Annotated in this window: 22 protein-coding genes; 9 read left to right on the forward strand and 13 right to left on the reverse strand. The window is 69.3% G+C overall.

Annotation, left to right across the window (positions count from 1 at the left end; genetic code table 11):
* The first annotated feature begins 3 nt into the window (after window positions 1-3).
* Both ncot_RS09110 and def read left to right on the forward strand, forming a co-directional pair.
* Window positions 4-828, forward strand: coding sequence for a hypothetical protein (locus tag ncot_RS09110; RefSeq protein WP_168617326.1), 825 nt, complete (start codon window positions 4-6; stop codon window positions 826-828).
* A gap of 8 nt (window positions 829-836) precedes the next feature.
* The gene (gene def, locus ncot_RS09115; protein ID WP_168617327.1) at window positions 837-1,433 is read left to right on the forward strand and encodes a peptide deformylase; all 597 of its coding nucleotides are present in this window, start codon (window positions 837-839) and stop codon (window positions 1,431-1,433) included.
* Window positions 1,434-1,467: 34 nt separating this feature from the next.
* Here the strand turns inward: def and ncot_RS09120 are convergent, their stop codons facing one another.
* From ncot_RS09120 to cobT, 4 genes are all read right to left on the reverse strand, one after another.
* Entirely contained in the window at window positions 1,468-2,178 is a 711-nt protein-coding gene (locus ncot_RS09120) for a GNAT family protein (protein ID WP_168617328.1), read from the reverse strand.
* Between the two features lie 69 nt (window positions 2,179-2,247).
* Window positions 2,248-3,051 (reverse strand): RNA methyltransferase, encoded by an 804-nt coding sequence (locus tag ncot_RS09125; RefSeq protein ID WP_168617329.1) that lies wholly within the window; start codon window positions 3,049-3,051, stop codon window positions 2,248-2,250.
* On the reverse strand, window positions 3,044-4,261 hold the full coding sequence (gene cobA, locus ncot_RS09130; protein ID WP_168617330.1) for a uroporphyrinogen-III C-methyltransferase: 1,218 nt from the start codon (window positions 4,259-4,261) through the stop codon (window positions 3,044-3,046). Before cobA ends, ncot_RS09125 begins: the two co-directional genes overlap by 8 nt.
* On the reverse strand, window positions 4,261-5,331 hold the full coding sequence (cobT, locus tag ncot_RS09135; protein ID WP_240938146.1) for a nicotinate-nucleotide--dimethylbenzimidazole phosphoribosyltransferase: 1,071 nt from the start codon (window positions 5,329-5,331) through the stop codon (window positions 4,261-4,263). Before cobT ends, cobA begins: the two co-directional genes overlap by 1 nt.
* Window positions 5,332-5,424: 93 nt before the next feature.
* Between cobT and ncot_RS09140 the strand changes: the two genes are divergently transcribed.
* Both ncot_RS09140 and ncot_RS09145 read left to right on the forward strand, forming a co-directional pair.
* Complete coding sequence (locus ncot_RS09140) at window positions 5,425-5,946, forward strand: YbhB/YbcL family Raf kinase inhibitor-like protein (protein ID WP_168617331.1); 522 nt, start codon at window positions 5,425-5,427, stop codon at window positions 5,944-5,946.
* Window positions 5,947-5,977: 31 nt separating this feature from the next.
* Window positions 5,978-6,901, forward strand: coding sequence for an alpha/beta hydrolase fold domain-containing protein (locus tag ncot_RS09145; protein WP_168617332.1), 924 nt, complete (start codon window positions 5,978-5,980; stop codon window positions 6,899-6,901).
* Here ncot_RS09145 and ncot_RS09150 read toward each other — a convergent pair whose 3' ends face one another.
* Together ncot_RS09150 and ncot_RS09155 are read right to left on the reverse strand one after the other, a co-directional pair.
* Complete coding sequence (locus ncot_RS09150) at window positions 6,902-7,534, reverse strand: FMN reductase (protein WP_168617333.1); 633 nt, start codon at window positions 7,532-7,534, stop codon at window positions 6,902-6,904.
* Window positions 7,531-8,679, reverse strand: coding sequence for an LLM class flavin-dependent oxidoreductase (locus ncot_RS09155; protein WP_168617334.1), 1,149 nt, complete (start codon window positions 8,677-8,679; stop codon window positions 7,531-7,533). Before ncot_RS09155 ends, ncot_RS09150 begins: the two co-directional genes overlap by 4 nt.
* Before the next feature lie 96 nt (window positions 8,680-8,775).
* Between ncot_RS09155 and ncot_RS09160 the strand changes: the two genes are divergently transcribed.
* On the forward strand, window positions 8,776-9,159 hold the full coding sequence (locus tag ncot_RS09160; protein ID WP_168617335.1) for an ankyrin repeat domain-containing protein: 384 nt from the start codon (window positions 8,776-8,778) through the stop codon (window positions 9,157-9,159).
* Between the two features lie 93 nt (window positions 9,160-9,252).
* Here ncot_RS09160 and ncot_RS09165 read toward each other — a convergent pair whose 3' ends face one another.
* Both ncot_RS09165 and ncot_RS09170 read right to left on the reverse strand, forming a co-directional pair.
* Window positions 9,253-10,764, reverse strand: a complete 1,512-nt coding sequence (locus ncot_RS09165; protein WP_277345800.1) for a catalase — start codon at window positions 10,762-10,764, stop codon at window positions 9,253-9,255.
* Between the two features lie 26 nt (window positions 10,765-10,790).
* Window positions 10,791-11,210, reverse strand: coding sequence for a Fur family transcriptional regulator (locus ncot_RS09170; protein WP_168617337.1), 420 nt, complete (start codon window positions 11,208-11,210; stop codon window positions 10,791-10,793).
* A gap of 89 nt (window positions 11,211-11,299) precedes the next feature.
* On the opposite strand from ncot_RS09170, the gene ncot_RS09175 reads away from it, so the two are divergent.
* The gene (locus tag ncot_RS09175; RefSeq protein ID WP_168617338.1) at window positions 11,300-12,262 is read left to right on the forward strand and encodes an alpha/beta hydrolase; all 963 of its coding nucleotides are present in this window, start codon (window positions 11,300-11,302) and stop codon (window positions 12,260-12,262) included.
* 53 nt (window positions 12,263-12,315) lie between these two features.
* On the forward strand, window positions 12,316-12,672 hold the full coding sequence (locus ncot_RS09180; RefSeq protein WP_168617339.1) for a DUF4267 domain-containing protein: 357 nt from the start codon (window positions 12,316-12,318) through the stop codon (window positions 12,670-12,672).
* Between the two features lie 30 nt (window positions 12,673-12,702).
* On the opposite strand, the gene ncot_RS09185 is transcribed toward ncot_RS09180, so the two are convergent.
* The 4 genes from ncot_RS09185 to ncot_RS09200 are packed head-to-tail and all read right to left on the reverse strand — an operon-like array spanning window position 12,703 to window position 15,968.
* Window positions 12,703-13,464: a sulfite exporter TauE/SafE family protein gene (locus tag ncot_RS09185; protein WP_168617340.1), complete on the reverse strand. Its 762-nt coding sequence runs from the start codon at window positions 13,462-13,464 to the stop codon at window positions 12,703-12,705.
* Window positions 13,461-14,651 carry an SPFH domain-containing protein gene (locus tag ncot_RS09190; RefSeq protein ID WP_168617341.1) on the reverse strand — a complete coding sequence of 397 codons (1,191 nt, stop codon included), beginning with the start codon at window positions 14,649-14,651 and terminating at the stop codon, window positions 13,461-13,463. The genes ncot_RS09185 and ncot_RS09190 overlap by 4 nt, the downstream gene beginning before the upstream one ends.
* A 48-nt stretch (window positions 14,652-14,699) precedes the next feature.
* Window positions 14,700-15,161 (reverse strand): NfeD family protein, encoded by a 462-nt coding sequence (locus ncot_RS09195; RefSeq protein ID WP_168617342.1) that lies wholly within the window; start codon window positions 15,159-15,161, stop codon window positions 14,700-14,702.
* Between the two features lie 9 nt (window positions 15,162-15,170).
* Window positions 15,171-15,968, reverse strand: coding sequence for an ABC transporter ATP-binding protein (locus ncot_RS09200; protein ID WP_168617343.1), 798 nt, complete (start codon window positions 15,966-15,968; stop codon window positions 15,171-15,173).
* 38 nt (window positions 15,969-16,006) lie between these two features.
* Between ncot_RS09200 and ncot_RS09205 the strand changes: the two genes are divergently transcribed.
* Window positions 16,007-16,744, forward strand: a complete 738-nt coding sequence (locus ncot_RS09205) for a hypothetical protein (protein ID WP_168617344.1) — start codon at window positions 16,007-16,009, stop codon at window positions 16,742-16,744.
* Window positions 16,745-16,750: 6 nt separating this feature from the next.
* On the opposite strand, the gene ncot_RS09210 is transcribed toward ncot_RS09205, so the two are convergent.
* Window positions 16,751-17,104, reverse strand: a complete 354-nt coding sequence (locus ncot_RS09210; RefSeq protein ID WP_168617345.1) for a VOC family protein — start codon at window positions 17,102-17,104, stop codon at window positions 16,751-16,753.
* A 61-nt stretch (window positions 17,105-17,165) separates the two neighbouring features.
* On the opposite strand from ncot_RS09210, the gene serB reads away from it, so the two are divergent.
* Window positions 17,166-18,389: a phosphoserine phosphatase SerB gene (gene serB / locus ncot_RS09215; RefSeq protein WP_168617346.1), complete on the forward strand. Its 1,224-nt coding sequence runs from the start codon at window positions 17,166-17,168 to the stop codon at window positions 18,387-18,389.
* The last annotated feature ends 59 nt before the right edge of the window (window positions 18,390-18,448 follow it).

Consider the following 18,448-nt stretch of genomic DNA (forward strand, 5'->3'; position numbering starts at 1 on the left):
TCCATGCCGGTGTGGCGGCAGCAGCAACAGCGCGCACTGGACCTTGTCAGCGCCCTCATCGACGGAGGCAGTCGATGGGTTCGGCGACGGCCGGCCGACCTGGCCGCGTTCCTGGTGGCGCTCGACACGACAGATGCGGCTCAGGTCCTCGGAACGGCCGAGGGCCATCGTGATGCGATGGCGCACCTCGGTGCCGGTTGGCAGTCGACGGTCAGCGTGCTGGCGCAGCCGGACACCTTGCCGGCGGTGGTCGAGCACCGCAGCCGGGTGCGGGTGCATCCGGCCGCACCGTGGCTCACTGCTGGAGTCGCGGCGGCAGGCAGCGGTGCGGTCGTGGCCGGAGCGGCGCCTGCAGCAGTGGAGGTGATCGGGGTCGGCGCCGTCGCGGTGGTCACTGCCGTGGCGGCGGGCTGGGGCTGGCGCCCGCGGGTCTCGCGCAAGGACCGACGCTTCACGGTCTCAGGTGCACAGGCGATTGCGGCCCGTGGCCAGGCCTTGGTGGGGCAGCAGCCCTCCACCGATCCGGAGACGCAGCGGGCCACGCTCCGCCTGCACGCCCTGGTGGCCGGTGGGGCCGAGGACGTCCGAGCCGCCGAGGACGCGGCCATGGCTGTCGGCCTCCTTGACGAGCAGCGCAACCTGTCCGGTCCGTCGCAGGTGCCGCCCGCACACCGTGCACTGGTCGACGAGGTGCTGCTGCAGCGTGCCGAGCTGGTCCAGTCGCTCCTCGAGCTCCAGCACCTCGTGCTCCGCGTCGACGAGCACGAACGGCAGTCGCGGCGTACGGCGTACCGCCGGCTGCTGGACGACCCGCTCGACGACCTATGATCTGGGCCATGTCGGCGACCGAACCTGAAGTGCTCTCCCCCCACGGCCCGCTGCCCGAGGGTGGCCGGGTCCGTCCCATCACCAGGTGGGGCACGCCGGTCATGCACGCGCCGCAGCAGAAGGTGACGTCCTTCGACCGGGAGCTGCTCGACCTGGTGGCTGACATGGTCGCCACGATGTACGCCGCCGAGGGTGTCGGGCTGGCTGCCTGCCAGATCGGCGTGGACCTGGCCGTGGTGGTCTTCGACTGTCCTGACGCGACGGGTCAGCGCACCGTCGGCGTGATCTGCAATCCCGAGGTCACCCTGCCCGACGGCAAGGACCGGATCCTCGACGTCGCCGACGAGGGCTGCCTGTCGTTCCCGGGGGCGTTCGTCGAGTGCGGGCGGCCCGACTTCGCGACCGCGACGGGACTCGGCCTCGACGGGGAACCCGTCGAGTTCTCCGGCGACGGCCTGCTGGCGCGGTGCCTGCAGCACGAGACCGACCACACCCTGGGCACGGTCTTCGGTGACAGGGTCAGCGACAAGAACCGCAAGAAGCTGAAGAAGCAGCACGACAAGCTTGCCGAGGACTACCCCGAGGGTTGGCCCGTCGACGCCTGAGCGCTGACAGCTGGTCGACCGGGCAGCAGATCCGTCAGGACTGCGCCGGGTCGGGCAGCAGCACGATCAATTGGCGGCCCACCTCGTGGAAGCCGAGGCGGTCGGCCACTTCCAGTGAGGCGACGTTGCCGACTCGGCACCGCCACTGCGGGATCAGGTTCTCGTTCTGGGCCACCTGGGCGGCGCGCGCCGCAGCGGACGCGGCATACCCCTGTCCCCGGAGCTCCGGATCGGTGAGCACGCCGAGCTGGGCCAGGTGACGGCCCCACCGCTCGTAGCCGGCCACTGCGGCCACCTTGCCGTCGGGGCGGCGGGCAGCGATCCGTGCGGGCATGTGGATCAGGCCGCTCTCCTCCCATTCCTCGGGCGTGCAGCGGTCACGCAGCAGGTCGATGTTCTGCACCGGCCCCACAGCCACCTGGACGCCCTTCGGTGTGATCACGCGGTCGACGTACGCGAGACTGGCGACTCCGATCGGGTCCGGGTCCATGCCCTCGAGCCTGTGCACGACGGCGGCGAGGTCGTGGCGCCGATCGGGGGTGAGACCCTCGATGCGGTCGACTGCGTTGGACGGCCCGACGATGACTTGGGAGTCACCCAGCTCGATCATCACCAGGGATCGCGAGTCGTCGTGGACGAACACGTGGGCTCCGGGCTGCTCGAACGCGTGACTCGGGACTTCCAGCTCGTCGGCCCAGCCGTCGCGAATCCTGCTGAGGGTGGCATCAGTCAAGGGGGGCTTCATCACCACCATCGTGTCACGCCCGAAGGTGCCCTCCGACACGGCAACCATGTGCTCAGCCCGATGGCCGGCTCAGCGTCGCATGGTGATGTAGCTGGCGACCGCCGACGCGGCGGCGACGTTGAGGGAGTCGATGCCCTCGCGCATGGGGATGATGGCGCGTCGGTCGGCGGACTTCTCCCAGCGCGGGGACAGCCCGTGGCCCTCGGAGCCGAGCACCAGCACCACCTTGTCCTGGCCCGCGACGGCCTGCTCGAGCGGAGTGGCATCGTCGGCGAGGGTCAACGCGATGGTCGTGAAGCCGAGTCCGGAGAGCATCGGCAGCGCGCCGTGCCAGTCGTCGAGTCGTGTCCAGGGCGTGCTGAAGACTGCGCCCATGCCGACCTTGATCGCTCGTCGGTAGAGCGGATCCGCACACCGTGGGGCCAGCAGCACCGCGTCGAAGCCGAGCGCAGCCCCCGAGCGGAAGACGGCACCGACGTTGGTGTGGTCGACGAGGTCCTCGAGCACCAGGACGGACCGAGCGCCCTTGAGCACGTCGGGGACGCTCGGCAGTGGGGTTCGACGGAGCGATGCGAGTGCGCCGCGGTGGACGTGGAAGCCGGTGACCCGCTCGACCTGCTTCTCGTCCATCACGAAGCACGGGGCGTCGGTGGTGTCGAGGACGTCGGACAGGTCCTCGACCCACCGTGGAGCCATCAGGAATGACCGAGGTGTGAAGCCGGCCTCGACTGCCCGGCGAACGACCTTGGCGCCCTCGGCGAGGAACAGACCGTTCTCGACCTCGAGGCTCTTGCGCAGCTGGACGTCGCGTAGGTCGCGGTAGTCCGCCAGGCGAGCGTCGCCCGGGTCGTCGACGGGCAGGAGGTCAGCCACGCCCGAAGTGCTCCGGACGGGCCACCGCGACCACCTCACCGATCACGATGATCGCCGGTGGCTTGACGCCCTGCTCGGCGATGTCTGCACCGAGCGTGCCCAGTGTGGAGAGCACGGTGCGCTCGGCCGGCATGGTGCCGTCCATCACCACCCCCACCGGTGTGTCGGGCGAGCGCCCCTCGGCCATGAGTGCCTCGGCAATCGCCGGCGCGTTCAGCACGGCCATCAACAGGACGACTGTGCCCTGCATCTGCGCCACGGCCGACCAGTTCACCAGCGACTCGGAGTGGCCCGGTGGGAGGTGACCTGAGATCACGGTGAACTCATGGGTGACCCCCCGGTGGGTCACCGGGATGCCAGCACGTGCCGGGACCGCGATCGACGAGGACAGGCCGGGAACCACCTCGACGGGAACCCCGGCCGCCCTGCAGGCGATGACTTCCTCGAAGCCGCGGCCGAAGACGAAGTTGTCCCCGCCCTTGAACCGGACGACGCGCTTGCCGGCCTTGGCCCGCTCGACGATGACCTCGTTGATGAAGTCCTGGCTGGCCGAGCGCCCGCGCGGGAGCTTGGCCACGTCGATCAGCTCGGTCTCGGACGAGAGCTCGTCGAGCAGCTCGCGCGGAGCGAGCCGGTCGGCGACCACCACGTCAGCCGAGGCCAGGGCATTGCGAGCGGCCAGGGTGACCAGCTCCGGGTCGCCGGGCCCACCGCCGACCAGGACGACGCCGGGAGTGCGGTCGTGGTTGGCGGTGAGGAGCCCCTCGCGCAGGGCATGCATGATCTCGTCCCGCACCTGTGCGGACTGGCGCGGTTCACGGTTGCCGAGCACCGCGACCGTGACGGTGCCGTGGTGCCCGGTGGCCGGTGTCCAGGCCGTGGCCTCACGGGCATCGTCGCTGCGGACGCAGAAGATGCGACGCTGCTCGGCGGCCTCCGCCACGGCCGCGTTGGTCTCGGTGTCATCGGTGGCCGCGATCGCATACCACGCCTCGTCCAGATCGCTCTCCACGAAGCCGCGCAGCTCGATGGTGATCTCGTGGCCGAGTCCCTCGAGGGCGGGGGTCACCTCGGGAGCGATGACGTGCACGTCGGCGCCGCTCGCGATCAGCGGCGGCACCCGGCGCTGGGCGACGTGGCCGCCACCGACCACCACCACCTTGCGCCCGGCCAGTCGCAGGCCGGAGGGATAGGGGACGAAGTCACTCATCAGTCATCCTTCTTCGTCACACCGGCGGAGTCGAAGGTGGCCATCTCGTCGAGGACCAGGGCCGCGGCCCGCACCAGCGGGAAGGCGAGGGCGGCGCCGCTCCCCTCTCCGAGGCGCAGGTCGAGGTCGACCAGCGGACGCAGCTCCAGCTGGGCGAGGGCAGTGCGGTGGCCGGGCTCGACGCTGCGGTGCCCGGCCAGGCAGTAGGCGATGGCGTCGCGGCTGAGGGCCTGCGCGACCAGCGCCGACGACCCGGCGATCACTCCGTCGAGGATCACCGGCACCCGACGCGCTGCAGCTCCGAGGACCAACCCGACGACCCCGGCGTGCTCGAGGCCGCCCACTTCGGCAAGCACGTCGATCGGGTCGGCGTCGGCCTCGAGGCGGGCGACCGCATCGGCAACGATCCGGGTCTTCAGGGCCAGTGTCTCGTCGTCGATACCGGTACCGCGGCCGGTGACCACCTCGGCCGGCGTACCGGTCAGGGCGGCCAGCAGGCAGGCGGACGGCGTGGTGTTGCCGATGCCCATGTCACCGGTGAGGAGCACGTCGTGCCCGGCGTCGACGAGCTGGTCGGCGACCTCGATGCCGACGGCGATGGCCTGCTCGGCCTCGTCACGGGTCATCGCGGGTCCTACGGACAGGTCGGCGGTGCCACGGCGCACGTTGCGGGCCAGCACGGTCTCGTCGCCGACGACCTCGGCCGCGACACCGACGTCGACGACCCGAACGACGGCGCCACAGGAGCGGGCCAGCACGTTGACCGCGGCGCCTCCCGCGCGAATGTTCTCGACCATCGCGAAGGTGACTTCCTGGGGCCACGGCGAGACACCTTGGGCCAGGACGCCGTGGTCACCGGCGAACACGGCCACCGCCGGTGAGGCGGGGGCCGGCGGCGGACACACGTCCATGATGCCGGCCAGCTGGATCGAGACTTCCTCGAGGACCCCGAGTGCGCCGGCCGGCTTGGTCAGGAGCGCCTGGCGCTCCCGGGCCCGGCGCATGGCGTCGTCCGAGAGCGGGCGGACGCGGGCGAGGGTGGCATCGATGAGGTTCCGAGGTGAAGTCACCCCGACATTGTTCCGGATCCGAGGACGCTGCGGAAACACGCCCTCATGGCTTCCACGTGGCGGACGCTTCGCCCACGGGCTAGGTTCGCATGCATGAGCATCGAACGACCTGTCAGCCCGAACCCCTACGACCTGCTTCCCGCCACGGCCTCCTTCACGGTGACCAGCACCGACGTCACCGACGGCCAGCCGCTGAAGGACGACCAGGTGGCAGAGCTCGGGAACACCTCTCCCCAGCTGTCGTGGAGCGATGCGCCCGAGGGCACCAAGTCCTTCGTGGTCACCTGCTTCGATCCGGATGCCCCGACGCCCAGTGGATTCTGGCACTGGGTGCTGGTCGACGTGCCGGCCGACGTCACGTCACTGGATGCGGGTGCCGCGGCAGCAGACCTGCCCGGCCGTGCCTTCCATGTGCGCAACGACGGTGGCGAGGCTGGCTTCATGGGGGCTGCTCCCCCGCCCAACGACCAGGTGCACCGCTACTTCTTCGTGGTGCACGCTGTCGGTGAGGAGTCGCTCGGGGTCGACTCCTCCGCGTCTCCCGCGGTGGTGTCGTTCAACCTGGCCTTCAAGACCCTGGGCCGCGCCATCATCCACGGCACCTACCAGCACTGAGCCCGTGGGTTCGCGGCCCGCTGATGATGGCGTGACCCATGAGGTGGACGATCGCCCGGCGACCGTGCGCTCCCGGATCCATTCCCGGGCCATGCGCGTGGCCCGGGACAAGCGCGCCTTCGAGGGAGCCCGGAACACCCGTCTCCGTGCCTTGAGGAGCCAGGCCGAGGGAGATCGTCCACCCACTCGGCTGACCCGGCTGGTGCGAGCAGTGGAGACGACTCGCGAGCATGGCCTGACCACGTGGATCGTGCGACCCCGTCGCGACGCACCACGGGTCCGGGTGGTCTATCTCCACGGAGGGGGCTACATCCATCCGCTGACGCCCGACTACTGGCGCCTGGTCCGTGCCCTTGCCACCACGCCGGCCGAGGTCGTGATGCCGGCCTACCCGCTGGCACCGGCGGCCACCGCTGACGACGTGGTGCCTCGTCTGCTGGAGCTGGTGCGCACCCCGAGTGACCTGCCCACCGTGGTGATGGGCGACTCGGCAGGCGGTGCCCTGGTGATCGTCCTGGCCCAGCAGCTGCGTGATGCCGGTGATGAGCAGCCGGCGGGTCTGATCGCGCTGTGCCCCTGGCTCGACGCGACCCTGGACGAGGACGAGGTCAGCAGCCTGGAGTCATCAGACCCCATGCTGGCCGAGTCCGGTCTCCGAGCGGCCGGCCGGTGGTGGGCCGGGCAACGGCAGCCCGACGACCCCTTGGTGAGCCCCCTCTTCGGGGTTCTCAACGGACTTGCTCCGCTCGATGTCTGGATCGGGGACCGCGACATCCTGCGGCCAGCTGTCGACGAGCTGGAAAGACGTGCCTCCGGTGCAGACCTGCGCCTGGCCATCCATGAGGTTCCGGCGATGTTCCACGTGTGGATGACGCACTGGTTCCCGGAGGCGCAACGCACCAGGCGCGCCCTGATTGCCCGGCTGATCGAGCTGTCGCCCCGCCGGCCGAAGTGATCAGCGGGACAACGACGCGAGCATGTCCTCGAAGTCCGGAGTGTCCTCCGGGTTGTCGATGGTCACCTTCACCGGTCGGGCGGAGCGCGAGTGGTCGTCAGCGACCAGGGCGGCCAGTTGGCCGGCCGCCCGCTCGACCCGCGACTTCAGGCTGCCCGAGGCCGTGCTGCCGAAGTCCTCACTGGCCGCGAACACTCCGGTGGGGATGACGACTGCCTTCAGGTAGCCGAACAACGGGCGAAGTGCGTGCTCCAGGACGAGGGAGTGCCGAGCGGTTCCGGCGGTGGCGCCGATCAGCACCGGCGTGCCGTCAAGAGAGTCCTTGTCGACAGCGTCGAAGAACATCTTGAACAGTCCGCTGTAGGACGCGGTGAACACGGGTGTGACCGCAATGACCGCGTCGGCACGCGTGACCGATGCGAGTGCGCCCTCGAGGTCACCCGACGCGAATCCGGTGAGCATGAAGTCGGCCAGGTTGTGGGCGAGCGGACGCAGCTCGATCACGTCGACGTGGACCTCGTGGCCCCGAGACTCCAGGGCACGCACGCTCGCGGCGGAGAGCTGGTCGGCGAGCAGTCGGGTGGACGACGGGTCGCTGAGACCCGCGGTCACGACGGCGATGCGAATGGTCATGACAACACCTCTTCGGGGGACGTGCCGGTGACGTCGTCGCCGGCGTGGACGGTCTGGGACTGCTGGGGTCCTCCGGCGGCCTGCACCAGCGCAGCGTGCGTCGGGCCGTCAGGGACGTGGGAGGGCTTGAGTGCTGCGAACTCCTTGCGCAACACCGGGACGACCTCCTCGCCGAGGATGTCGAGCTGCTCGAGGACTGTCTTGAGCGGGAGTCCGGCGTGGTCCATCAGCCACAGCTGGCGCTGGTAGTCGCCGACGTACTCGCGGAAGCCGAGCGTCTGCTCGATCACCTGTTGCGGGGAACCGACCAGGAGCGGCGTCATCTCCATGAAGTCCTCGAGGGACGGGCCGTGGCCGTAGACGGGGGCGTTGTCGAAGTAGGGCCGGAACTGCTTGATGGCCTCCTGCGAGTTCTTGTGCATGAAGACCTGGCCGCCGAGCCCGACGATGGCCTGGTCGGCGGTGCCGTGGCCGTAGTGCTCGAAGCGCTGGCGGTAGTAGCGGACCATCTTCGCGGCGTGCGACGACGGCCAGAAGATGTGGTTGTGGAAGTAGCCGTCGCCGTAGTAGGCCGCCTGCTCGGCGATCTCGGGAGAGCGGATCGACCCGTGCCACACGAACGGCGCCACCCCGTCGAGCGGGCGTGGGGTCGAGGTGAAGCCCTGCAACGGGGTGCGGGACTTGCCCTCCCAGTCGACGTTCTCCTCACGCCACAGCTTGTGCAGCAGCGCGTAGTTCTCGACGGCGAGCGAGATGCCGTCGCGGATGTCCTTGCCGAACCACGGATAGACCGGGCCGGTGTTGCCCCGGCCCATCATCAGGTCGATCCGGCCGTCGGCGAGGTGCTGTGCGTAGGCGTAGTCCTCGGCCAGTCGCACCGGGTCGTTGGTGGTGATCAGGGTGGTGGAGGTCGAGAGGATGATCCGCTCGGTCTGCGCGGCGATGTTGGCCAGCAGCACGGTCGGGTTGGCCGGTGCGGCGAACGGCGGGTTGTGGTGCTCCCCCGTGGCGAAGACGTCGAGGCCGACCTCTTCAGCCTTCTTGGCGATCTCGACGGTGGCCTTGATCCGCTCGTGCTCGCTGGGCGTCCGGCCGGTGGCCGGGTCGGTGGTGACGTCGCCGACGGTGAAGATTCCGAACTGCATCGCGCACTCCTGAAGTAGTTGAATCGTGAACTACATGTGGAACCGAGACGTCCCTCCAACTATTCCCGCGGCCCGCCCACCGGTCACAATGGGCCCATGAGTGAATTGAGCCCCGAGCAGACCGAACGCGTCATCGCCCTCGCCATGGACCTCGCCCGTGAGGGTCGCACGGTCGAGCTGCTGGAGTTCCTCGACCACGGCCTCCCGGTCGATTCCGTCGACAAGGACCAGAACTCGCTGCTGATGCTGGCCGCCTACCACGCGCACGCGGAGACGGTGCGGGCCCTGGTCGACCGTGGCGCGAACGTCGACCTGCGCAACGTGCGCGACCAGTCCCCAGTGGCCGGTGCCCTCTTCAAGGGGGCCGACGACGTGGTCACGGTCCTGGTCGAGTCGGGTGCCGACCTCGATGCCGGGACGCCGACGGCGCGGGCCGCGGCCGAGATGTTCGGCAGGTCCCATCTCCTCCCGGGTCCCTGATTCGCTGGAAATGCGCCGAGTCGGCACGTGTTGACCAGGTCGTGCGTCAACGCGTGCCGACTCGGCGGCTTCGCGAGTGGGGTGCTCCCCGGCTCAGACGGTGTCGGAGTTCACGTCCGTCGGGTTGATCTGCCCCGCCTTGAGGGCGTCGATCGCCTTGCGGACTCCCTCGCCGTACGCCGGGTCTGCCTTGGTGCAGTTGGCGATGTGGCGCTCGACCGTCGCGTCGGAGGCGCCGTCGATGCCGCGGGCCGTGTTCTCGAACAGTCGCTGCTGGGCTTCGGCGTCCATCAGCCGGAACAGGTTGCCGGGCTGCTCGAAGTAGTTGTCGTCGTCCTCGCGGTAGTTCCACCGGTCTGCGGCGCCGTCGATGCCCAGGGCCGGCTCCTTGTAGCCGATCTGGTCGCCGAAGTGGCCGTAGGAGTTCGGCACGATCGAGGGCACTGCCCCCTGGTTGCCGTCGACGCGCATCTGGCCGTCCCGGTGGGGGTTGTTCGCGTGGGGAGCTCCCTTGGGCGCGTTGACCGGGATCTGGTGGTGGTTCACGCCCAGGCGGTAGCGCTGCGCGTCGCCGTAGGAGAACAGGCGACCCTGCAGCATCCGGTCCGGCGAGAACGAGATGCCGGGGACCACGTTGGCCGGGGAGAACGCGGCCTGCTCGACGTCGGCGAAGTAGTTCTCGGGGTTGCGGTTCAGTTCCCACTCGCCGACCTCGATCAGCGGGTAGTCCTTGTGCGACCAGACCTTGGTGAGGTCGAACGGGTGGAACTTGTAGGTCGCGGCGTCTGCCTCGGGCATCACCTGGACGCAGAGCTTCCACTTGGGGAAGTCACCGTTCTCGATGGCCTCGTAGAGGTCGCGCTGGTGCGACTCGCGGTCGTCGCCGACGATCTTCGCGGCCTCGGCGTCGGTGAGGTGCTCGAGGCCCTGCTGGTTGACGTGGTGGAACTTGACCCAGAATCGCTCGCCGGCGTCGTTGTAGACGGAGTAGGTGTGGGACCCGAAGCCGTGCATGTGCCGGTAGGTCTTGGGGATCCCCCGGTCACCCATCACGTAGGTCACCTGGTGCAGTGCCTCGGGCAGGTTGGTCCAGAAGTCCCAGTTGTTCTCGGCGTTGCGCAGGTTGGTGCGCGGGTCACGCTTGACCGCGTGGTTCAGGTCGGGGAACAGGAGCGGGTCGCGGAAGAAGAACACCGGCGTGTTGTTGCCGACGATGTCCCAGTTCCCGTCCTCCGTGTAGAACTTCACGGCGAAGCCGCGGATGTCGCGCTCGGCGTCGGCCGCGCCGCGCTCTCCCGCGACGGTCGAGAACCGCGCGAACATCTCGGTCTGCTTGCCGACCTCGGAGAACACCTTGGCGTTGGAGTACTTGGTGATCTCGGTGCTGGTGATCGTGAGCGTGCCGAAGGCACCCGAGCCCTTCGCGTGCATGCGGCGCTCGGGAATGACCTCGCGGTCGAAGTGGGCAAGCTTCTCCAGGAACCACACGTCCTGCAGCAGCATCGGACCCCGTGGTCCGGCGGTGACGCTGTTCTGGTTGTCGACGACCGGCGCCCCGGCCGCGGTGGTGGCCGGATTGGTGTTGTCGGGAACGTCAATGGGCACTGTCTTGCTCCTCTTCATGGGTGGGATCAGGCTGACTGGCAACGGGGGCAGGTGCCCCAGTAGGTCACTTCGGCTTCGTCGATGACGAAGCCGAGGTTCTCGGAAGCGTCCAAGCAGGGCGCCGAGCCGACGGCACACGCCACGTCCGAGATGTTGCCGCAGGTGCGACACACGATGTGGTGGTGGTTGTCGCCGACTCGGACCTCGAAGCGTGCGGGCGAACCGGCTGGCTCGATCCGCCTGACGAGTCCGGCCTCGGTGAGCGCCCGCAACACGTCGTAGACGGCTTGGGTGGACACCGACCCGAGCTCCGCGCGAGCCGCTCGGGCAACCGAGTCGGCATCGGCGTGCGGGTGGTCGGCCAGGGCGTTCAGGACCGCGACTCGCGGCCTGGTCACCCGGAGCGACTTCTCCCGCAGCAACGTGGAGGGATCGGGCTTCTGCATGACCCCGACTCAATCACCTTTTCTGGAATGATTCAAGAGAGGGTGGGGCAACTTCGGCGGCGTGTCGTGCACACTGCAAGAATTCCCGCATGAGCGAGGTCGAGGCCGACGTCCTGGGGGCGCCGTACACCGCGGAGACGATCATCCTGCCCGATGACGACGAGGGACCTGTCGTCGCGACCCTGGTGCACCTCCCATCCGTCGGGCAGAGCCGCCGGGCGGTCCTCCACGTGCACGGGTTCGCCGACTACTTCTTCCAGACCGAGTACGCCGAGTGGTGGGCCGCGCGCGGCTACGACTTCTACGCCCTCGACCTGCGCAAGTACGGGCGCTCGTTGCTCCCCCACCAGACGGCCAACTACGTGGAGGACCTCCGCGACTACTTCCCAGAGATCGACGCGGCCTGGCTACGGATCACCGAGCGCGACGAACACGACCGGGTGGTGATCACGGCGCACTCGACCGGCGGGTTGACGGTGCCGTTGTGGGCCGACCAACGGCGTGATCAGCACCGATCGGGAACCCTCGTGGGCATCGTGCTGAACTCACCGTGGTTCGACATGCAGGGCGCATGGTGGATGCGCACGATCGGCACCAGCGTGCTCAAGCAGGTCGGGGCTCGCAACCCGAAGCGCGTCATTCCGCGCACGGTGAACGGCCTCTATGCCCGCAGCCTGCACCGCGACCACGACGGTGAGTTCGACTTCGACCTCGCGTGGAAGCCCATGGAGTCGCAACCCGTGTACGCCGGGTGGTTACGCGCCGTGCGCAACGGCCACGCCCGGCTCCACGGCGGGCTGGAGGTGGGCTGCCCCTCGCTGGTGCTCAGCTCCAGTCGCAGCGCGATGCCACTGGAGATGAGTGACGACGTGCACCGCTCCGACATCGTGCTCGACGTCAACCAGATCCGACGATGGGCGCCCAACCTCGGCCGCCACGTCACCAGCATCGCGATCGAGGACGCCCGCCATGACGTGGTCCTCTCGCTGCCGGAGGTCCGTGAGCAGGTGTACGCCGAGATGGATCGCTGGCTCACGGCGTACGTCGACTGAGCCTTCGGCGCGTTTCGCGACGTCCCGGCAAGGTCCTGACTAGTCTCCCGGTCATGAACCCCGTCACCGGACTCAACATCGGGCGCCTGGTTCTCGGCGCCCTCGCACTGCTTGCTCCGCGCCTCGCTTCGAAGGTCTTCGGCCTCGATGCCCAGGAGAACCCGCAGCTCGGCTACATGAACCGGATGTTCGGTTCCCGCGAGGTTGCCCTCGGCGGGCTCACCCTGGCTGCCTCGGGGCAGCGCCGACGCGACCTCGTGCTGACGGGCATCGCAGTCGACGCGGCTGACGTCGTGGCCGGTGTGGCCGCTGGAGCGAACGGTTCGGTCGGGAGGACCAGGGCCGCCCTGCTTGTGCTGCCCGCAGCCGTCGCCGTCGTGGTGGGTGTGAGGGCGATCTCGCAGGGCTGATCCTGATGGCCCGGACCGCCCGCCGGGCTGTCAGAACAGGAAGAACACCAGGGCCACCACGCCGACGAGCACGATGAACGCCCGAAGGCCCACCGCAGGGAGCTTGCGGCCCCAGGTCGCGCCGACCTGGCCGCCGATGATGGCGCCGGCCGCGATCAGCCCAGCCACCGCCCAGTCGACGTCGGCCACCACGATGAAGATCAGGGCGGAGACCCCGTTGACCAGGGCGGCCAGCACGTTCTTCGTGCCATTGAGGCGTTGCAGCGTCTCGTCGATCCCGATGCCCATGACGGCCATCAGCAGGACGCCCTGCGCTGCGCCGAAGTAGCCGCCGTACACGCCGGCCAGGAGCACCAGCGGCCAGACCCACCAGGCGCCGTCCTCCGGCAGACCCCCCGCCGCCTCGTGGCGGCGTGCGACCCACGCCGAGATCCGCGGCTGGAACAGGACCAGCACGCAGCCGATCAGGATCAGGGCGGGTACGACCGCCTCGAACGCGCCCGCCGGCAGCACCAGCAGCAGCACGGCGCCGACCACACCACCGATGAGCGAGGCCAACGAGAGCTTCAGGATGCGGCGTCGCTGCCCGGTCAGCTCACGCCGGTAGCCGATGGCCCCGGAGATCGATCCCGGGACCAGGCCGACAGTGTTGGAAACGTTGGCGGTGACCGGTGGGACACCGAACGCGAGGAGGGTCGGGAACGTGATCAACGTTCCCGACCCCACCACGGTGTTGATGGTGCCGGCCGCCAGTCCCGCCAGGAGGATGGCTGCGGCTTCGAACAGGCTCACGGTGCCGGAGGTGCCCCTTCACCGGGTGCCGGAGGCGCCCCTGCACCGGGTGCCGGAGGTGCGTGATCGCCCGGTGCCGGAGGTGGCGGCGGCTGGTGCCCCGCCGGAGCCTCCGGTGGTGCCTTCGGCTCGTCCCGCCCGACGGCGGCGCCCTTCGCCTCGGCGATGGCCTCCTGCACGGCTGCGTGGGTGCTCGACAGAGTCGGGTCGGCCGGGTCCGGGACGTTCGGCTCACTGGAACCCATGTCGACGCGGACCCGGGGCTCGGCGTCCTTGGGGATGCCGCTGAGCTCGGTCATCGTCGAGCCGAGGCCCTCCAGCGCCTTGCCGATCTCGGACGGCACGATCCAGACCTTGTTGGCGTCACCCTCGGCGATCTTCGGCATCATCTGGAGGTACTGGTAGGCCAGCAGCGACTGGTCGGGCTGGCCGTCGTGGATCGCCTGGAAGACGGTCTGGATGGCCTGTCCCTCACCCTGGGCGACGAGGATCTTCGACTCCCGGTCGGCCTGGGCCCGCAGGATCTGCGACTCGCGGTCACCTTCGGCGTTGAGGATGGCCGACTGCTTGGCACCCTCGGCGGTGAGGATCGCGGACTGCCGTTGGCCCTCGGCGGTGAGGATGGCCGCACGCTTGTCGCGGTCGGCACGCATCTGCTTCTCCATCGAGTCCTTGATGGAGGGCGGCGGGTCGATGCCCTTGAGCTCGACCCGGTTGACCCGGATCCCCCAGCGGCCGGTCGCCTCGTCGAGCACGCCGCGCAGGCGGCTGTTGATGGCGTCGCGGCTGGTCAGGGTCTCCTCGAGGTCCATCCCACCCACGATGTTGCGCAGGGTGGTCATGGTGAGCTGCTCGACTGCCTGGATGTAGTTGGCGATCTCATAGGTCGCCGACACCGGGTCGGTGACCTGGAAGTAGATCACCGTGTCGATCGAGACCACGAGGTTGTCCTCGGTGATCACCGGCTGGGGCGGGAACGACACGACCTGCTCACGCAGGTCGATCATGTAGCGCACCTTGTCGATGAACGGCACGACGATGTTGAGGCCTGCGGGCAGTGAGCCCTTGTACTTGCCGAACCGTTCAACGATGCCGGCGCGCGCCTGCGGAACGATCCGCACGGTCTTGGCGAGCACGACGACGACGAAGACCAGCAACAGCAGCAGCAGGATGAGGACTGCGGGCATGTGCTCTTCCTTTCCCCGGACGGAAGATCCGTCCACAATCTTGAACGTTCAGGACTCGAGGCGCGGGACGGGGTGGACCATGGCCGTGGCTCCCTTGATCTGGAGCACCTCGACCGGGTCTCCCGGGGCGATCACCAACGTCTCGTCGTAGGGCTTCGCCGTCCACTCCTGGCCGTCCAGCCGGATCCGACCGGCCTGCTGGTCACTGATCTCGGTCAGGGCGACGGCGCGTTCGCCGACCAGCTTTGCGTGGCCCAGTGACAGCTCCGGCCCGGAGTGCAGGCGCTTGAGAGCCGTGGGGCGCACGACCGCGAGCGAGGCGACGGCCGCGATCGCGGCCAGGATCACCTGGAGCACCAGCGGCGCGCCGAGGAGCGCGGAGATCATGCCGACCCCGGCACCGGCCGCAAGCATCAGCAGGATCAGGTCCATGCTGAAGAGCTCGGCGACGCCCAGCACGATCGTCAGGCCGAGCCACGTCTCCCATGCGTGATCGCGCAACCAGTCCATGACGGAACCCTAGCCCGCGTGGCGAGAACGCCGCCGGGCGGAGTAGCGGCCGTCCTCGTGGTTCAGCACCAGACGCATGCCGAAGGTCGTGCTCAGCGTGTCCTCGGTGATCACTCGTTCCATCGGGCCGGCCGCGACGACCTTGCCCTCGCGGAGCAGCAGGGCGTGGGTGAACCCGGGCGGGATCTCCTCGACGTGGTGCGAGACCAGCACCGTGGCGGGGGCGAACTCGTCCTGGGCCAAGACGGAGAGCGTCGACACGAGGTCTTCACGGCCACCGAGGTCGAGACCGGCTGCCGGCTCGTCGAGGAGCAGCAGCTCAGGGTCGGTCATCAGCGCGCGGGCGATCTGGACCCGCTTGCGCTCTCCCTCGCTCAGCGTGCCGAAGGTGCGGTCGAGCAGGGACTGGGCGCCGAGCTCGACGAGGAGCTGCTCAGCCCGACCGTGGTCGAGGGAGTCGTAGTGCTCGCGCCAACGACCCACCACGCCGTACGACGCGGTGACCACGACGTCGCGGACCTTCTCCTCGCGCGGGATCCGCTCGGCGATCGCGGCGCTGGTCAGGCCGATGCGGGGGCGCAGCTCGAACACGTCGACGGTGCCGAGCACCTCGTCGAGGATGCCGGCGACGCCCGAGGTCGGGTGGATCTGGGCCCCGGCGACCTGCATCAGGGTGGTCTTGCCGGCGCCGTTCGGTCCGAGGATGACCCAGCGTTCGTCCTCTTCGACCGTCCAGTCGACGGAGTCCAGAAGGATGGAGGCGCCACGGCGCACAGTCACCCCGGCGAACTCGAGTACGGCGGTCATGCGGGTCACCCTATCCACCCGGCGTAGGCTGCCGCGCCATGGCTCGGTCACTCCCCCACGACTCCGCGCGCATGGCGTGGTGGCTCACCGCGTGGTTGCGCGGCGCCGCCAGTCCTGACGACGTCCTCGACGGTGTGCTGGCCGGCGATGCGGCCCACCACGTCGTGGGCCTGCCGGGCGACCCGGAGCCCCAACCCCTCCTGCTCGCCCTGGGATCGGTGCGCCGGCTCGGGCCCGGATCCGCGGGCCTGGCGCTGCCGGCCCCGGGGGACCCGGTCGGCCTGGGTGGCCCCGCTGACTTCAATGCCGCGGCGCTCGAGGCCGGTGAGGCCGTGGTGCTCGAGGGAGCCGGCCAGGGGTTGGTGCCGCACCGGGCCGGCGCCGGCGTCGTGTGGCGGGTGATGCCGGCCGAACGGCGTCCCCTGGTCGACCTCCAGGAGGCCGACCGTGGGCTGCGCCACGCCATCACCACGACCGCCACGACGTTGGTCGACCTCGAGGTGGCCAAGTGGCGTCCGGAGGTCGCCGACGAGCTGATGAACCTGCGTCACCTCCCGACGTACGACTCTCCGCCGGGCACGCCGAGCCAGGCGGTCTCCCTGGCTGCGCGTGCCCTGCAGGCAGAAGGCATCGTGGAGCTGGCCACCCAGGACGACGGCGGCGCGTTGTCCTCCTGGGAGATCGCGAGCCGGGCGGACGCCCTGCGCCCGCTCGAGTACGCCGCCAGACGGGCGCTCGTGGCCGCCTGCTCACCCGAGGTCTGGCCGCCGGGCTGACCCGGGTCACTGTGCGAAGACGCCGAGCCCGTTTCCCGACGGATCGGTGAAGTGGAACCGCCGACCGCCCGGGTAGTCGTAGGGCTCTGCCGTGATGGCACCGCCGGCAGCACGTACGGCGGACAGGGTGGCGTCGAGGTCATCGGACTGGATCAGGACCAGTGGGCCACCGGTCGTGGGCGTCGTCGCCGGGTTCAGGCCGCCGAACTCCGTGTCGCGCCCCGGCAGCCTGATGCCGGCGTATTCGGGGCCGTAGTCGTTGAACTCCCACCCGAAGGCTTCGGCATAGAACGCCTTGGAGCCAGCCAGGTCAGTGGAGCCGAGCTCGATGTAGGTGATGGTGTGATGTGTGTCCGACATGGGCCCACCCTACGAATGGGCGCCGACAACCCGCTGTGGTCGCAGTAGCCTCGTCCACGACATGACTGACTTCGAAGAAGCCCCGCCGAAGACCCTGCTGATCACGCTGACCGGCAAGGACCGCCCCGGCGTCACCTCCGCCGTCTTCGCCACCCTGGCCACCGCCGGTGTCGAGGTCATCGACATCGAGCAGATCCTGTTGCGCCGCCGTCTCGTGCTTGGCGTGCTGGTCACCGCCCCGCGCGACTGGAAGAAGCTTCGGCAGTCAGTCCAGGTCGTCGGGGCCGAGCTTGGCATGCAGGTCGAGGTGGATCGGGGCGTCGGCGACAACAAGTCGCGCCGCGACGGCCGCAGTCACGTGACGATCATCGGTGCCCCTCTGCGGGCCCGGGCGATGGCAGCCATGACTGGGCGCATCGCGGATGCCGGAGCCAACATCGACCGCATGGAGCGGATGGCTCGTTATCCGGTGACCGCCATCGAGCTGCACGTCTCGGGCGTGGAGACGGACAAGCTGCGGACCCGACTGGTCAAGGAGGCGACTCGACAGGGTGTCGATGTCGCGGTGCAGCCCGCCAACCTCCTGCGTCGCGGCATGCGCCTGATCGTGATGGACGTCGACTCCACCTTGGTGCAGGGCGAGGTGATCGAGATGCTGGCCGCCCACGCCGGGTGCGAGCCCGAGGTCGCCCGGGTCACTGAGCAGGCCATGCGCGGGGAGCTCGACTTCGAGGCGTCCCTGCGCAGCCGGGTGGCCCTCCTCGAGGGGATTCCCGCCGAAGCGCTCGACCGGGTCTACGAAGGCATCGTGTTCGCCCCTGGAGCCCGCACCATGATCCGCACCCTCAAGCGGCTGGGCTACCGGTTCGCCATGGTCTCGGGCGGCTTCAGCCAGATCACCGACCGGATCGCCCAGGACCTCGGTTTCGACTTCGCCCACGCCAACGAGCTCGAGATCGTCGACGGGCGCCTGACCGGTCGCATCGTGGGTGACGTGGTGGACCGGGCCGGGAAGGCCGAGGCCCTGCGAAGGTTCGCCACCTCGGTGGGTGTCACCGAGGCCTCGGTGATCGCCATCGGTGACGGGGCCAACGACCTCGACATGCTCAACGCGGCCGGTCTGGGCATCGCCTACAACGCCAAGCCGATGGTCCAGGAAGCCGCTGACACGGCGGTGAACGTCCCCTATCTCGACGCGATCATGTATCTCCTCGGCATCTCGCGCGAGGAGATCGAAGCCGCCGATGCCGAGGCCGGCATCATCACTCCCGCCCCACCCGTCTGAGCGTCAGCGGGATCGTTGCGGCGGTGGATCCGCCCGACCCGCCCTGCAGACGTCCCGCG

Source organism: Nocardioides sp. JQ2195, from assembly GCF_012272695.1.
Lineage (GTDB): Bacteria > Actinomycetota > Actinomycetes > Propionibacteriales > Nocardioidaceae > Nocardioides.

Coding starts and splice junctions, on each gene's coding strand:
- def (WP_168617327.1), top strand. CDS start 837: ATGTCGGCGACCGAACCTGAAGTGCTCTCCCCCCACGGCCCGCTGCCC.
- ncot_RS09210 (WP_168617345.1), bottom strand. CDS start 17,104: ATGTCGGACACACATCACACCATCACCTACATCGAGCTCGGCTCCACT.
- ncot_RS09170 (WP_168617337.1), bottom strand. CDS start 11,210: ATGCAGAAGCCCGATCCCTCCACGTTGCTGCGGGAGAAGTCGCTCCGG.
- ncot_RS09200 (WP_168617343.1), bottom strand. CDS start 15,968: ATGACCGCCGTACTCGAGTTCGCCGGGGTGACTGTGCGCCGTGGCGCC.
- serB (WP_168617346.1), top strand. CDS start 17,166: ATGACTGACTTCGAAGAAGCCCCGCCGAAGACCCTGCTGATCACGCTG.
- ncot_RS09160 (WP_168617335.1), top strand. CDS start 8,776: ATGAGTGAATTGAGCCCCGAGCAGACCGAACGCGTCATCGCCCTCGCC.
- ncot_RS09150 (WP_168617333.1), bottom strand. CDS start 7,534: ATGACCATTCGCATCGCCGTCGTGACCGCGGGTCTCAGCGACCCGTCG.
- ncot_RS09190 (WP_168617341.1), bottom strand. CDS start 14,651: ATGCCCGCAGTCCTCATCCTGCTGCTGCTGTTGCTGGTCTTCGTCGTC.
- ncot_RS09205 (WP_168617344.1), top strand. CDS start 16,007: ATGGCTCGGTCACTCCCCCACGACTCCGCGCGCATGGCGTGGTGGCTC.
- ncot_RS09140 (WP_168617331.1), top strand. CDS start 5,425: ATGAGCATCGAACGACCTGTCAGCCCGAACCCCTACGACCTGCTTCCC.
- ncot_RS09175 (WP_168617338.1), top strand. CDS start 11,300: ATGAGCGAGGTCGAGGCCGACGTCCTGGGGGCGCCGTACACCGCGGAG.
- ncot_RS09155 (WP_168617334.1), bottom strand. CDS start 8,679: ATGCAGTTCGGAATCTTCACCGTCGGCGACGTCACCACCGACCCGGCC.
- ncot_RS09180 (WP_168617339.1), top strand. CDS start 12,316: ATGAACCCCGTCACCGGACTCAACATCGGGCGCCTGGTTCTCGGCGCC.
- cobA (WP_168617330.1), bottom strand. CDS start 4,261: ATGAGTGACTTCGTCCCCTATCCCTCCGGCCTGCGACTGGCCGGGCGC.
- ncot_RS09110 (WP_168617326.1), top strand. CDS start 4: ATGCCGGTGTGGCGGCAGCAGCAACAGCGCGCACTGGACCTTGTCAGC.
- ncot_RS09195 (WP_168617342.1), bottom strand. CDS start 15,161: ATGGACTGGTTGCGCGATCACGCATGGGAGACGTGGCTCGGCCTGACG.
- ncot_RS09120 (WP_168617328.1), bottom strand. CDS start 2,178: ATGAAGCCCCCCTTGACTGATGCCACCCTCAGCAGGATTCGCGACGGC.